We start from the raw sequence: 14,588 nt of genomic DNA, 5'->3' as shown, positions 1-14,588 counted from the left end.
AAGGCACAAATCTCACATTTCCCCTATGGCGAACAAAATCTCAATAATGGTCCCGCGTCCATTCCCGCTATGCAATTTGATTTCTGCGTGATGATACTGCGCGATATGCTTGACAATCGACAGCCCCAGCCCGGTGCCACCGGAAGCCTTGGAGCGGCTTTTATCCACTCGGAAAAACCGTTCAAACACTCTGGCCTGGTACTCCGGTGGAATGCCGATCCCGGTGTCTTTCACGGAAACCGTTATGCCAGTATCGCCTGCTGAAACAGAAAGCTCCACTCTGCCGCCGTCAATGTTGTATTTGATGGCATTGTCTATCAGATTATAGAGCATTTCATATAGGAAGCTCCGCACTCCGTCTACCATCAGATTTTCACCTGAAACAGACAGGTCAATATGCCGTTCCTCCGCCCGCTCCCAAAGAGTGGAAGCCGCGCTGCGAGCCAGCTCCAGAAGGTTTACCTCTTCCTTTGCCGGTGCGATTCCCTCGTCCAGCTGCGACAGGTGGATGATGTCCTCCACCAGCGCTACCAGCCGCGCTGCCTCTGTGCGGATCACGCCCACGAACTGCGGAAGATCCTCTTGCTTGACAAGGCCGTTCTCCAACAGCTCGGCGCTGCCCATGATGGATTGCAGGGGGGTTTTCAATTCGTGGGACACGTTGGCGGTAAACTCCCGGCGGCTGCGCTCCGCGGCGGCCTGTTCTGTCACGTCAAAGGCCAGCAACACCGTTCCTGCCGCAGCACCGTCCGCCGTGATCTGACTGATGTCAAACTGAACCTCCCGGTCGTTTCGCATCGCGCGGACTTCGCTGTGTCCCCCTTCCAGCGCGGTCTGAATGGCGAGGTTGATCTCATGGTCACGGTCTACCACAAGGAAGTCCTGCCCAACGCAGGCGCTGCTTGCATGGAAGATCGCCCTCGCAGCGGGGTTGATGCTTAAAATCACACCCTTTCTGTCCAGAAGGACAAGCCCCTCGCTCATGTTTTCTGTGATCTGTTCAAATTCCTCGGTTTTCCTTCTCAATTCCCGGAGCTGCGCCTCGATCTGCCTGTGCTGCTGGTGGATGCGTCCCAGGAGGGGGGATAATTCCTCATAGGCGTCGTTTTCCAATGGCCTGTCCAAGTCCAGACGGTTCAGCGGCGCAACGATGCTTTTCGCCATCCGATGGGCCAGCAGAGCGGAGAGAATGGCCGCTATGATTGCAGTCAGCAAAATCGGCTGAAGCATCCCCATTGCCAGGGCAAACACCGTCAGCTGGCTGATGGAAATGCGCAGGATGGTTCCGTCCGTCAGCCGCTGTGCATAATACAGCGTCCGTTCAGTCAGTGTCTCCGAGTAGCGGACCCCGCCGCTTTCACCTTCGGCCAGGGCCTCTTTTACCTCCGCCCGGCCCGCGTGGTTTTCCATCTCCGCCGCCGGGACGTGGGTATCAAACAGCACTTCGCCGTCAGCGGCGATCCAGGTCAGACGAAAATCTGCTGTGGATGGGAATCGATAGGGGGAAGCCAACTGCTCCAGGTAATCCAAGCCGTCCGCCTCTACTCCATAGGAGGCCAGACGGAGTTCATCCCGCAGTTGTTTCTCCTGGACGTTTCTGTAATAGTCATACAGACAGCCCATGATGATCACCAGGCTTGCCAGGAGAACGGAAACCGCCGCCAGCAGGATAGAACGGAAGATTTTCTTTGTCATGTCTTTGCCTCCAACCGGTAGCCGATATGCCGCACCGTTTCAATCATCCCGCCATAGTCCCCCAGCTTCTGCCGGAGCGTTTTGATGTGCATATCCACCGTCCGCGTTTCCCCAGCATAATCCACGCCCCAAATATCGGACAAAAGCTGTTCTCTGGTGAACGCAACACCGGGACGGGAAAGGAACAGCCGGAGCAGTTCAAATTCTTTGTAGGTAAGCGGGATACGCGCTCCGTCTGCGGTAACTGTCCGTTCTTCCAGATCAACCGTCAGGCCACTGGCTGTCAGCTGCTTTGCTGCGGGGGTGGGACGGCAGCGGCGCAGGACGGCTTTTACTCTCGATACCATTTCCATCATGCCGAAGGGTTTCACCAGATAATCGTCCGCACCCAAATCCAGGCTTTGAATTTTGTCGTACTCCGCGCCCTTGGCGGTGGCCATGATGATTGGAATATTCGCAAGATGCGCCGCCGCTTTCATTCGCCGCAGCAGCTCCACGCCGTCCATTCCCGGCAGCATAACATCCAGAATGACAAGCTCCGGCCTCTCTGTTTCCAGTGCCGCCAGAAACGCTCCGCCGTCCTCAAAGCCCCTGGCCTCGAAGCCGGTGGATCGCAGGGTGTAAAGCTCAATCTCCCGGATGCTGGCATCGTCCTCTACACACCAGATCATAACGTTTCTCCTTTATGTTCGCCCGTCACGGCAAAAATCACCCATTCTGCAATGTTGACCGCGTGATCTCCAATGCGCTCCAGATACTTGTCGATCATCAGCAAATCAAGGGCGTGTCCGCCGCAGGCGGGATTTGCCGCGATATTCCCAATCAGCACCTGTTTTACCCGGTCAAAGCATTGATCCACAATGTCGTCGTGGGCAATCACCAGCCTGGCCCGGACCGTATCCTTCTGGACGTAGGAATCCACGCTTTCCGTAACCATCCTGATGACCTCCGCCGCCATTTCCCGAATATGGCCCACATCCTCCGGCACATATCCCTGGGCCAGGCACGCCCGTATGATCTCTGCGATGTCGGCGGCCTGATCTCCGATGCGCTCCATATCTGTGATGATCTTCATGGCGGCGGAGATTTGCCGCAGGTCGCGGGCCACCGGCTGCTGCTGGAGCAGCAGTTTCAGACACAGCGTTTCAATATCCCGCTCCATCTGGTCGATCCCGCCCTCCAATGGCTTGACCTGTTCCGCCAACGTGCTGTCACCATTCTCCAACGCCTTCGCCGCCTTGGAGATGGCCTCCTCGCACAGCGCGCCCATCTGGATCAGCTCCGTATTCAGAAGGGCGAGCTGGCTGTCAAATCTGCTCCGCATCACCCAAACCTCCCTGTGATATAGTCCTCGGTCCGCTGATCCTCCGGTTGAGAGAACAGCTTTTCCGTTTCGTCATACTCGATCAGCTCTCCCAAGAGGAAGAACGCCGTGCGGTCTGAAATACGCACCGCCTGCTGCATGTTGTGGGTCACGATAACAATAGTGTACCGCTCTTTCAGCTGCATTGCAAGCTCCTCAATTTTAGAGGTGGAAATAGGGTCCAGGGCGCTGGTGGGTTCGTCCATCAGCAGCACCTTCGGCTCCACGGCCAGGGCGCGGGCGATGCAAAGCCGCTGCTGCTGGCCCCCGGACAGGCCCAGGGCGTTCTTTTTCAGCCGGTCTTTTACCTCGTCCCAAATGGCCGCGCCCCGGAGGGACTGCTCCACAAGTTCGTCCAGCTTGGCTTTGCTTTTGATGCCGTGGGTGCGGGGGCCGTAGGCGATGTTATCATAGATGCTCATGGGGAAAGGGTTGGGTTTCTGGAACACCATGCCGATCTCCTTGCGCAGAGTGCTTACATCCAGGCCGGGGGCAAAAATGTCCGTATCCTGATACTGCACCTCCCCGGTAATCCTGACGCCGGGGATCAGATCATTCATGCGGTTCAGCGTTTTCAGAAAGGTTGACTTTCCGCAGCCGGAAGGGCCGATCAGGGCGGTGATGTTTTTTTCTGGGATTTGGATATTGATATTTTTTAATGCCTGGGCGCTGCCATACCACAGGCATAAATTTTTTGCGGTGATCGCGTTGCTCATAGCGCCCTCCTTTTCCTGAAATACCAGCCTACCAGGGCGGCGGTCAGGTTGACCGCCAGCGTCAGCAGCATCAGGATCGCGGCGATGGCAAAGGCCACGCCAAACTCCCCCTGCTCCTTTGCGTAGACATACAGCGCCACGGTGAGGGTAGCCCCCGGACTGGTCAGGCCGGTAAAAAAGCCGTTCAGCGCATGGGCGAAGCCCGCTGTAAACAGCAGCGCCGCCGATTCCCCCAAAATGCGCCCCACCGACAGGATACAGCCGGTGATGATGCCGTCCGCACATCCGGGCAGTACCACCGTGCGGATGACCCGCCACTTCCCGGCCCCCAGGCCAAAGGCCCCCTCCCGGTAACTTTGCGGAACCGTCCTCAAACTCTCTTGGGTCGTTCTCATGACAGTTGGCAGGTTCATCATCACCAGGGTCAGCGCACCGGCCAGCAGGGAAGTCCCGAACACGCCGGTAAACACCAGCATCCCCACAAGGCCGTAGATGATGGACGGGATGCCGGAGAGGGTTTCCGCCGCGTACTCGATGACAGACACCAGACGCTTATTTGCGGCGTACTCGGTCAGATAGACCGCCGCCCCTGCCCCCAAAGGCAGGACGATCAGCAGGGCGGCAAGGATGATGTAGATGGTGTTCAAAATGTCCGGCAGGATACCGATGGTGTCCGACAGGTAGCTGGGTTTGGTGGTCAGCAGCTCCCAGGACAGGTTGGGGAGGCCCGCAGCCAGCACATAGCCTATGAGGAACAACGCCAGAGCGCACACCAGCAGCACCGACAGGGCGCACAGCAGCCCCATTACACCGATATAGGCCCTCCGGGATGGGGAGATTGGTCTGTCCAGCATAATCAGCCCTCCTTTTGCCCCTTGAGGAAGAAATTCAACACGGCGTTGATCAGCATGATGAACAGAAACAGCACCAGGGCGATGGAGAACAGCGCCTGCCTCTGTAGGCCGCTGGAATAGGACATTTCGCTGGATACCGCCGTGGTAAGAAATCGGACGCTTTCAAACAGTGAGGGCATATTTGCCGCGTTGCCGGATACCATCATCACCGCCATAGCCTCCCCGATGGCCCGGCCTACTCCCAGCACCACCGCCGCCGCGATGCCGCTTCGCGCCGCAGGGACGGATACCCGAAAATAGGTTTCTATCGAGGTCGCGCCGAGGGCCAGGGATGCGTCCTCGTACTCTTTCGGTACTGCCTCCAGCGCGGTAATGGATACTTTGATGATGGAGGGCAGAATCATGACCGACAGGACGATGATTGCCGCCAGCAGGCTGGCCCCGTCCGGCACATGGAACAGCGCCCGGATACCCGGTACAAGCACCAGCATCCCCACCAGACCGTAGACCACAGATGGAATACCCGCCAGGAGGCTGACAGCGGATTCCGCAACGGCTTTCACATTTGCAGGGGCCATTTTCGCCAGATAAACCGCCGCGAAAAACCCCACGGGAACGCCGAATAGAATGGCTCCGGCTGTGCCGTAAATGCTTGTGAGAATGAATGGAAGGATGCCGTATGAGGGCTGTGCGGCGGTAGATTCCCAGGTGTCACCCAGTAGAAAGGGCACAAGCCCGATCTGCCGGATGGCAGGGATGCCGGAGACCACCAAATATACGGTAATCAGCAAGACACAGCCTACCGTAACCAATCCCAGCATCAGAAATATCCCGTGGACTGCGGTTTCCAGCAGTTGCTTTCTACTGCGCATAGTCAATTTGCCGCCACAGCGCCCGCGCCAGAGATCAGCTCCGCCGCATCAGGGGAGGTTGCGAAGTCGAAGAACTTTTGCGCTTGCTCCGAAAGGGGCGTGTCCGTCTTGGTGACCAGGACAAAGGGCCGCTGAATGACATAGCTGCCGTCCTTCACCGCATCCTCTGTGGGTGCTACGCCGCCTACTGTGACGGCCCGCACGGTGTCCTTGACGGAGGCGAGGGAGGCGTAGCCGATGGCATCCGGGTTCTGGGACACGGCGGTAATCACATCGCCGGTGGAGGTCAGCTCCTGGCGGTACTGGCAGTTGTCTGCTGTGCCGGTGATGGATTCAAAGCCGTCCCTGGTTCCGCTGCCGGCTTCCCGGCCAATCAGGACAATCTCCGCATCCTGTCCGCCGATGTCCTTCCAGTTGGTGATCTCGCCGGTGTAGATTCTGGCGATGGTATCTACATCAAGTTCGGATACAGGATTGTCGGGATTCACGATCACCGCGATACCGTCATAGGCCAGCACCGTCCCGGTCAGCCCCTGGGCGGATTCCTCCGCCTTCAGGTCGCGGCTGCTGAGGCCAATGTCACAGCGCCCCTCCAAAACCGCCTGGATGCCAGAGCCGGAGCCGGTGGGGTTGTAGGTGAAGGTCACACGGTCGTTCTGCGCCTCAAACGCCTCACCCAACGCACCGATCACCTTCTCCATAGAGGTAGAGCCATCAGTGGTGACGGTGCCGGACGTTTTCTGTGAACATCCCGCCATAACCGACAGGGCTAGCACAGCAACCAGCATAAGACTTGCAAATTTTTTCATGTTCAAATTCTCTCCTTTCAACTTTTGGGGTACGAGAAAAGAATACTGCTGGTGTGTAAAATTCAAAAGAGAGGTATTGTAAAATGAATGTAAAATCGGGTATCACCATTGTAGCAAGCAGTGCCTTTGTTCCCACAAAGGCTCGAAACTGCGGTTCCCGGCGTTGCCGGAAACCGCAGTTTCTGCTTGTTGGGGCCGTACCCCAAACCCTGTGAACAGCCCCGTTGCCGGGGCTGGCTGCGCGTTCGGTTCCCGAACGCTGTTGTCCCTGCGGAGCAGGGACAGACAGGGCTTGCGCCCCTTAGAGAGCCGGAGAAATGGCAGACGCAGCCTTGCCGGAAAAGGAAAAAACGAGGCTGGCCTGCACCTCTGTCCGCTATCGGATAGCGGCAAGACTGGCAAGGGACTGCCTGGACAATTCCCATATCTCGTCCAGGCGTTTCTGCAAATCCTCAATGTCCACAGCATAGATGCTCCCGGTTTCGTTCGCCCGCTTTGCGTACTGGTTCAGATTATCGGAGCATCGCCGGAGCATGACAGTAAGCTGGCGCACATCCTTCAGGTCCAGCCGGATACAAATTCCGTCCAGCGCCATCTTGCGGACATAGGCGCTCATGGTCAGAATACCGGCATCCTCCATCTTGAGTTTTATCCGCTCCTTGTCCTCCGGCGAAATACGGATTTTCAATTCTTCGTTCAACCTGCTCATAATTTTTTGCTTCCTCCCATCGCAAATACAATCAGCCGTTTTTGATTTTTGGCATCATGCCGCAAGTCAGATTTTCAAAAAAATGGCCGGACACAGGAGGCAAAATCCCATGTCCGGCGCATATTCCATATTTCCGTTACAGATAGTGGTGGTATCATATTCTGTCCGCACCACTAATCCCGTGGTTTTCGTTACGGTTAGTGGTGGTGTTCAATTTGAACACCACCAACAGCCGTAACATTCTAAGCCTTTTTCGTTACGGATAATCGAATGATACTTCTTTGCACTTGATTATCTGTAACGGTTGTTCTCTATTTCGTTACGATTGAGGTAAGTGGCCTTTTTGACCACATACCTTACCCGTAACGCTCTGGCGGTAAGCCCGCTGGCGGCAGGCATTGGAGCAGTAGACCGCATCCGACCGCTTGGGCGTGAAGGTCTTTCCGCAGCCCTTGCATACCCGGTTTTGCCGTCTTTCCAGCCGCCGCTGCTTCAAGTCCTTCTGATAGCCGCGATTTCCGCACAGGTGGTAATAGCAGTATTTCTTGGTTTCAATCAATGTGTAGAAATCCCGCCCGCAGCCTTTGCAGATGATCTTCCGCACAGCCGAGTACGGCCTTATCCCGGCGAGTTTTTCTTCATACCACTGCTTCAGCGTTTCCTGATTTTCGTATTCCCAATCACAGTTCCACATGGAGTTTTCCTTCTTTCCATAGGACAGGGCGGGTCCAATCCTGACCCGCCCCATCGTCGTGTTTATACGGTTTCCTGCTCCTCCGTCCGCTTCTGCTGATACCGCATTTTGCTGTGCGCTTTCCGCTGGCAAGCCTCACAGCAGTATTTCACATCGCTTCTGGTCGTGGTGAACACCTTCCCGCAGTTGCCGCAGACACATTCGCGGCTCCTGCCTGTTGCTGCCTCCTGCCGGTAGAACTTCGCCCGGCAGTTCGAACCGCAGAACAGCGTATTCGACCGCGAGGATTCAAATTCTTCTCCACAGCATTTGCAGACCAGCTTGAACGGCTGGCCGACTGCGTGTTCGCCGGCCTTAATCTTCTGATAGCGTTCCCGGCTCTTGACGCGGTGCCGGTGCAGGGAGGCCTGCCGCTTTTCTTCCTCTGGCGTCAGCTCCGGGGCCGGGAGGTCAAACCGCCCGATGAATTTCAGGTAGATGTCCACCTGCTGCGTCCTGTCACCGTCAATCTTTTCCGGGGCGTGGACAATGATCTTCTCGATGAACTCGTTTATCATCGGCGTAGTCAGTTCCGAAAAATCGGTGTATTTCTTTGCAAGAGCGAGGAACCGTTCCACATTGGCGGTATCCTGCTCGAAGCTGTCCAGCGCCGATTCCGCCTCCGTGACGGACTGGCGGAGCGCCGTCTGCTCCTGCTCATACTCGGCAAAGAGAGTGTCAAAGCGTTCCTCACCAATGCGCCCCACCGCGTAGGATTCATACAGCTTCTTGATGATGGTGTCCAGTTCCTCACAGCGCCGCCTGTCCTTGTTCAGCTTGCGCTTCAGTTCCTTTGCCGCCTGCGCTTGCCGGACTTCGGACGCTGCCCGAACCTTTTGGATAAACTCCGCTTTATTGGAGATAGCATAGGCGCTGGCAGAGCGGATAGTCTCCAGGATCAGCGTCCGCAGGGCTTTGGTGGAGATGTGGTGATTGCTGCAAGCGTTGTCGTGATATTGGCGGGCCAGCGTGTAAGTGGAGCAGTCGAACCAATCTGACGGGTAGGGCTTGGCAGCGTTTCCCCTCGACCGATGGTTGTACAGCTTTGCGCCGCAGTCGGCGCAGTAGAGAAGCCCGGTCAGAGGATTGGCCTCGCCCAGCGTATCATGGCGGCGGGGCGTCTTTCTCAATTTTTGGGCAAGTTCCCACGTCTCCTTATCCACGATAGCATCGTGGGTGTTCTCAAGGATGAGCCAATCTTCCGGCGCATTTCGGACGGCGATTTTGTCCTTGTAGGATTCTTTATGCGAACGGAAGTTTACAGTATGCCCCATATACTCCGGCTTGGAGAGGATCTGCCCCACCGCAAAACCGTTCCAGCTATAAGGCCGGGGGATGTCCTCTCTGCTTTTCCAGACGCCCCGCCCCTGCCTTGCAAAATAAGCGGCAGGTGTTTCGACCTTCTCCTCGCAGAGCATTGTGGCGATTTCATACGGCCCGTGGCCCTCGATGGTAAGCTGGAAGATGCGCCGCACGACCGCCGCCGCTTCCTCATCGATCAGCCAGTGGTATTTGTCGTTGGGGTCTTTCCGATAGCCATAGATGGCGCAGTTGGTGGTGGGCTTGCCGGACTCTCCCTTGACCCGGATGGCGGTGCGCTGCTTGCGGCTCAGGTCCCTCAGATACCACTCGCTCATGATGTTGACAAACGGTGCAAACTCGCTGGAACTGGGATCATCGCTGTCGATGCTGTTGCCAATGGCGATGAAGCGCACCCCAAATTTGCGAAAGAGGACCTCCGTGTAAAATCCTGTCTGAAGGTAATCTCTGCCGATCCTGCTCATGTCCTTCGTCAGCACCAGAGCCACTTTTCCGGCCTCAATGTCGACCACCAGCCGTTTCCACGCCGGTCTGTCGAAAGGCGGCGTTAGATAACGATACTTCTCAAAACACAAGAAAATCAATGGGTATGGACGGCAGGCAAGCATGGTATGTACGAAACAAAAAAGCGGTGTTCTCTGCCTCGCTCTGGCTGGGAACGCCGCTTTATGCGCTGAAAGGAGCAGAAATGACAGTATTTCATGTTGCGAAGAACACAAATTACACAGTCATGTCTAATCATCATCTGCGGAACCGGGAACTGTCCCTAAAGGCCAAGGGCCTGCTATCGCAGATGCTCAGTCTCCCGGAAAAGTGGGACTACACCCTGCAAGGACTGGCCCACATAAACCGGGAACAGCTTGACGCCATCCGTCAGGCCGTCCACGAGCTGGAGCGAGCCGGGTATATCGTGCGGGTGAGGGAACGGGACAGCCGAGGACGGCTGCGGGGAGCGGAGTACACCATCTACGAACAGCCGCAAGCGCCGTCAGCTTTACCGACGTTGGAATAACCTGCGTCGGGAAAACCGATGTTGGAAAATCCTATGTAGGTAAATCCGACGCAATAAAATAAAGATATAAGTAAATAAAGAGAAATCAAGTAAAGACTTATCAATTACCCATTCCATTCCTTTCCTATCCTTTCCCCCTCCCTTGGAGGACAAGCGGCAAAGCCGCCGGAAGGGAATGGAAGGGAAGCGAGAAGCAAACGGTCATATAGTAGCAGGGGTTATTATGGTCGTTATCTGACCCGCAGAAACCGTACAGACGCGAAGCGGGTGTACGGTTTCTGCGGGTGTCACAAGAGGGCCGCAGGCCCTCTTGTGTAACAGCACAGTTTACAGTCCATCAGAAGCCAGGACAGGAGCGCCGGAGTGTCGGCCTCCCGCCCTGGCTTTTTGTGTCCTGCTGTACGCCGTTAGAAGCCCGTTTTGGCGGGTGCAGGTCAAATCGTACTGCCCCCCTATCGACCACAGCCGGAAAGCCTTGAAATATCAGGGCCGTTTTGCCTCTAAAGCGTTACACATCAGCCCTATCTTTGCGGCAGGGGTTTCTCGCCCATTTCTACGCAGTTAGAAACCCATTTTTGAGGGTGCAGGTCAAATCGTATTACCCCTTGTGCGACCGCCTCTTGAACGTCCTGAAAACAGGCCGCTGGATAGGGCCTAAATGCGTAGACTGGTGGGCTGATTTAGGGCTGTCAGCCAAAGTGTCGGATAGAGGGGCTATGTAGAAAGAGTTACCTCCATTTTCGGGAGAACAGATATAAACACCTTGCCCCTTTCCGATACCCACGAAAAAAGCCTGTGTTTTCAATACCTCCGGGAGCTACTTTTTCTACGCCAAACCCCTGACTTCTGCCATTCTCTTATTCCTGTGCTTTGGAGCAGATTTTTCGGTAATCAGTTTGACAGAATATATTGCCGTGGCTGCCATACCCATGCGGGTGCTGCCTCCGTTCTGTATAAGGGTTTGGGACTATCCCAACAAGCAAAACGGACACGGCCCGGCTGGGGCCAGATTAGGCCGTTTTGCGGGAGTGTGGCCACACTCCCTATGCTTGCTACGTTAGCGTTCCCACCACATCGAGAACCCCAAAACTCCAAAATTTACTGTCATTTCATACCCATTCCACATTCCAGTGCTATACTACCCTGAAAAGGGGGGACTACGATGGCAACATTACTAATTGTTGAGGACGACCGTAAGACCAACGATGCGATTTGTGAATATCTAAAGCCCGCAGGCCACAAGGTTATCCCGGCCTATGATGGCGGGGAGGCGTTACAGATTTTCCGTGAGAACAGCATCGACCTTGTTGTGCTGGACATCATGCTGCCCCATGTCAGCGGTCTGTCCATTCTGCATGAGATACGGCGGACAAGCACAACGCCCATTCTGATGCTTACAGCTCTTGAGGATGAATATACCCAGGTCAGAAGTTTTGACGAGCAGGCCGATGACTACATGACAAAGCCCTTTTCTATGGTATTGCTGGGGAGGCGGATCACCGCCCTCCTGCGGCGAAGCGGACAGGCCCCGTTACCCCAAACGATAACCTTTGGCGATGTGACCGTCGATTTCTCCGGCTACACCGCCAACGACAGCGCCGGGAAAATCGACATCATGCCAAAGGAAATTGATTTGCTCCGGCTGCTGGTGGAGCATAAAGGGCTGGTGTTGACCCGTTCGCAGATTTTGGACGAACTGTGGGGCGCTGACTATCCGATCATCGACCGAACCGTGGACACCTACATCAAAAATCTGCGGAAGAAGCTGCGGCTTGACTGTATCGTGACGGTCAAGGGCATCGGTTATAAATACGAGGTACAGCCATGAGACGATTAAAACTGTTTCCAAAAATATTCCTCTATACCATGAGCATCATGCTCTTTGTCATTGTTGTCACGCATGGATTGATTTATCTGCTTGCCCCACGGTTGCAGCTTGCGGTGAGTACCCAGGAAGATGTTGTTGTCAGTATCCGACAGGAGCAATTTGTGACCGAGGCAGTAGAAAAAGCCCTGCCCATCTCGTTAAGCTGTTCCCTGCTGATTTCCGTTGTCTGTTCCCTCCTGTTTTCCAAAGCGATTGCCGACCCTATCAAGAAAATTTCTGCGTCAACCGAGCAGATGATGAAATTAGACCACGGAGCAAGCTGCCCTATCCATACAAAGGATGAAATTGGTACACTGGCGCAGAACGTCAATGATCTGTACTCTAATCTGCTGTCTACCATTGAACATTTAGAACGGGAAAAAGACGCTGTGCGTGATATGGAGCGGGCCAAGGTGGACTTCCTGCGGGCGGCGTCCCATGAACTGAAAACACCTGTGACCGCATTGAACGCCACACTGGAAAACATGATTTTAGGCGTTGGAAAGTATCAGGACTACGCAACATACCTCCCGGAGTGCAAGGAAATGGTAGAGCAGCTTTCCGGTATGATACATGAAATATTGGAAACCTCCAAGCTGAATTTGACTGCCGAAGCGCCAAAACAGGTTGATGTGTCTGAACTGCTGGCGGAACTGTGCGAACCCTACCAACTGATTGCGGCGGCACATCAAATTACGTTCTCTCTTGACCTGCCGGTACAATTCCCCGCGACACTTCCGGCTGGCCCGTTCAGTAAGGCGGTATCAAATGTTCTCGCAAACGCTGTTGCCTATACGGAGGCCGGGAAAGTGGTTTCCGTCTACATGGAGGGGCGCAGCCTCGTGGTAGAAAATGAGTGCCAGCCTATCCCTGACGATGAAATTCGCCGTCTGTTTGAGCCGTTCTACCGTCCAGATTTCTCCCGGAGCCGGGAGAGTGGAGGCAACGGCCTGGGCCTCTATATCGTGGACACGCTTTTGACCTCTATGGACGTTCCCTATTCTTTTAAGCCGATGAAGTCCCCGACTGGGATGTGTTTTACCATTCAGCTATAAATGCGGAAAACTCCCCGGCTGGGGAGTTTTTCATTTCTGCCTAAATTCCATATACGTTTCATACCCATTCCACATTGGGATGCTATTCTGCGAGTGCGTTCAGAAGAACAGCACAACAATATGGAGGTATCGACCATGAGCATTTTCAAAAGGGCGTTTTTATACGTCACGCGAAAACGGGGGAAAACACTTCTCCTGTTCGCCATCCTGCTGATTATGGCAACCTTTGTCCTCACGGGCTTTTCCATCTGGAAAGCGTCGGAGGCCGCGCAGCTTGACCTGCGGCAGAGCCTGGGCGGAAAATTTGACGTTTTCGTGGATTGGAGCAACAGCCCCTATGTGGTGAAGGAACCCGTCAAAGATGAAGTGGACGAGGAAAGCGGAAAGACATCAAGCAGCTTTCTCATGTACTCCACCGTACAATTTACCCCGGAAAATATCGCGGCCATTAAGGGTGTTTCCGGCGTGAAGTATTGCAGCGCAAGGCAGGACAATCTTCTTCCGCTTGACGGGCTTTCCCTGTTTCCCGGAACGATCTCGACCGATGCAAAGTATCAGGGCTACACAAAGGCGCTGGGCGTTTGCAGCACGGAGGACGACGAACTTTTCACCACCGGCACACTGACGCTGGCAGAGGGGCGGCATATCTCCACTGATGATACCCATGTGGCAATCATCAGCCAGGACTTGGCGGAACGGAACGAGCTGAAAATCGGTGACTACCTCACCGCCCACAGTTACAGCGTGGAAGAACAGGGCTTTACCGGGCCGGAAATCAGGGTGCAGATCATCGGACTGTTTACCCCTCATGCGGTGGAGCAGTTTGGGGAAACCGTCACCACCTACGACAAAATCCAGAACCGGGTGTTTGTGGATTTGCAGACCTCAAAAGAGTTTGACGGCGGAGAAATCAACTACGGCTTTTCCGCGCTCCACGTTACCATAGACGACCCGCAGGACATGGCGCGGGTGGTGGCCGAAGTCAAGGCCCTGCCGGGAATTGACTGGAAAGCCTTTACCGTGGAGGTGGACAATGAAACCTACGAAAACGCCGCCGCTCCGCTGGCTACGCTGAATGAATTGGTCGTGACCCTGCTGGTGGTGATTATCGTTGTCAGCGCCATCATTCTGGCCCTGATATTGACCCTTTGGACAAAGACCCGCATCCATGAGATCGGCGTATTCCTGTCCGTGGGTATCAGGAAATCGGCTATTATCGGGCAGTATTTGATTGAGGTGCTGCTGATTGCCGTCCTCGCCTTTGGCCTGTCCTATTTCACCAGCAACGCCATAGCGGGGCAGATTGGCAACCACCTGTTGGAGCAGAGTATGCAGACCGAGCCGGAGGACGATAACGATGTTGTATCTGCTGCCGTTGCGGTTGATGTGGGTGCGGACAATCTTATCCAAAAGCCCCTGCCTACGGAGAACGGCATCCAAGTGTCCGTTGGGCTGGACAACCTCGCCCAACTCTATCTGATCGGCCTTGCCATTGTCATTGTGGCCGTCAGTACATCGTCCATCACGGTCATGCGGCTGAAACCCCGTGAAATCCTGTCAAAAATGAGCTAAAGGAGGGGCAA

At 55.1% G+C, this 14,588-nt stretch carries 13 protein-coding genes and 1 pseudogene; 4 read left to right on the top strand and 10 right to left on the bottom strand.

Translation table 11 applies throughout. The features are described from left to right. Positions 1–12: 12 nt before the first annotated feature. The 10 genes from FMM72_RS09375 to FMM72_RS09330 all read right to left on the bottom strand — a co-directional run bounded on the left by FMM72_RS09375 (position 13) and on the right by FMM72_RS09330 (position 9,679). Positions 13–1,695, bottom strand: a complete 1,683-nt coding sequence (locus FMM72_RS09375) for a sensor histidine kinase (protein ID WP_162221266.1) — start codon at positions 1,693–1,695, stop codon at positions 13–15. Then, entirely contained in the window at positions 1,692–2,366 is a 675-nt protein-coding gene (locus FMM72_RS09370) for a response regulator transcription factor (protein ID WP_162221265.1), read from the bottom strand. Before FMM72_RS09370 ends, FMM72_RS09375 begins: the two co-directional genes overlap by 4 nt. Beyond that, positions 2,363–3,019, bottom strand: coding sequence for a phosphate signaling complex protein PhoU (gene phoU, locus FMM72_RS09365; RefSeq protein ID WP_162221264.1), 657 nt, complete (start codon positions 3,017–3,019; stop codon positions 2,363–2,365). The genes FMM72_RS09370 and phoU overlap by 4 nt, the downstream gene beginning before the upstream one ends. Further along, entirely contained in the window at positions 3,019–3,774 is a 756-nt protein-coding gene (pstB, locus tag FMM72_RS09360) for a phosphate ABC transporter ATP-binding protein PstB (RefSeq protein WP_162221263.1), read from the bottom strand. Before pstB ends, phoU begins: the two co-directional genes overlap by 1 nt. Continuing rightward, a complete protein-coding gene (gene pstA, locus FMM72_RS09355) occupies positions 3,771–4,628 on the bottom strand; it encodes a phosphate ABC transporter permease PstA (RefSeq protein ID WP_162221262.1) in 858 nt (285 codons plus the stop codon). Before pstA ends, pstB begins: the two co-directional genes overlap by 4 nt. A gap of 2 nt (positions 4,629–4,630) precedes the next feature. Continuing rightward, a complete protein-coding gene (gene pstC / locus FMM72_RS09350) occupies positions 4,631–5,500 on the bottom strand; it encodes a phosphate ABC transporter permease subunit PstC (RefSeq protein WP_162221261.1) in 870 nt (289 codons plus the stop codon). Positions 5,501–5,502: 2 nt separating this feature from the next. Continuing rightward, positions 5,503–6,309 carry a phosphate ABC transporter substrate-binding protein gene (locus FMM72_RS09345; protein WP_162221260.1) on the bottom strand — a complete coding sequence of 269 codons (807 nt, stop codon included), beginning with the start codon at positions 6,307–6,309 and terminating at the stop codon, positions 5,503–5,505. A gap of 376 nt (positions 6,310–6,685) precedes the next feature. Continuing rightward, on the bottom strand, positions 6,686–7,018 hold the full coding sequence (locus FMM72_RS09340) for a plasmid mobilization protein (protein ID WP_162221259.1): 333 nt from the start codon (positions 7,016–7,018) through the stop codon (positions 6,686–6,688). Positions 7,019–7,337: 319 nt separating this feature from the next. After that, positions 7,338–7,712, bottom strand: coding sequence for a hypothetical protein (locus tag FMM72_RS09335; RefSeq protein ID WP_162221258.1), 375 nt, complete (start codon positions 7,710–7,712; stop codon positions 7,338–7,340). A gap of 62 nt (positions 7,713–7,774) precedes the next feature. Further along, positions 7,775–9,679: a recombinase family protein gene (locus FMM72_RS09330; RefSeq protein WP_162221257.1), complete on the bottom strand. Its 1,905-nt coding sequence runs from the start codon at positions 9,677–9,679 to the stop codon at positions 7,775–7,777. A gap of 80 nt (positions 9,680–9,759) precedes the next feature. On the opposite strand from FMM72_RS09330, the pseudogene FMM72_RS09325 reads away from it, so the two are divergent. The 4 genes and pseudogenes from FMM72_RS09325 to FMM72_RS09310 form a co-directional block, all read left to right on the top strand. Then, positions 9,760–10,080 (top strand): annotated as a pseudogene (locus FMM72_RS09325) (helix-turn-helix domain-containing protein); the annotation flags it as partial. Positions 10,081–11,245: 1,165 nt separating this feature from the next. Beyond that, positions 11,246–11,911: a response regulator transcription factor gene (locus FMM72_RS09320; RefSeq protein WP_162221256.1), complete on the top strand. Its 666-nt coding sequence runs from the start codon at positions 11,246–11,248 to the stop codon at positions 11,909–11,911. After that, positions 11,908–13,005, top strand: coding sequence for a sensor histidine kinase (locus FMM72_RS09315; protein ID WP_016321956.1), 1,098 nt, complete (start codon positions 11,908–11,910; stop codon positions 13,003–13,005). Before FMM72_RS09320 ends, FMM72_RS09315 begins: the two co-directional genes overlap by 4 nt. A 135-nt stretch (positions 13,006–13,140) precedes the next feature. Continuing rightward, positions 13,141–14,577 carry an ABC transporter permease gene (locus tag FMM72_RS09310; protein WP_162221255.1) on the top strand — a complete coding sequence of 479 codons (1,437 nt, stop codon included), beginning with the start codon at positions 13,141–13,143 and terminating at the stop codon, positions 14,575–14,577. The last annotated feature ends 11 nt before the right edge of the window (positions 14,578–14,588 follow it).

This window comes from Anaerotruncus colihominis, assembly GCF_010206195.1.
GTDB classification, from domain to species: domain Bacteria; phylum Bacillota; class Clostridia; order Oscillospirales; family Ruminococcaceae; genus Anaerotruncus; species Anaerotruncus colihominis_A.
This window is presented reverse-complemented; position numbering and strand designations above follow the sequence as displayed.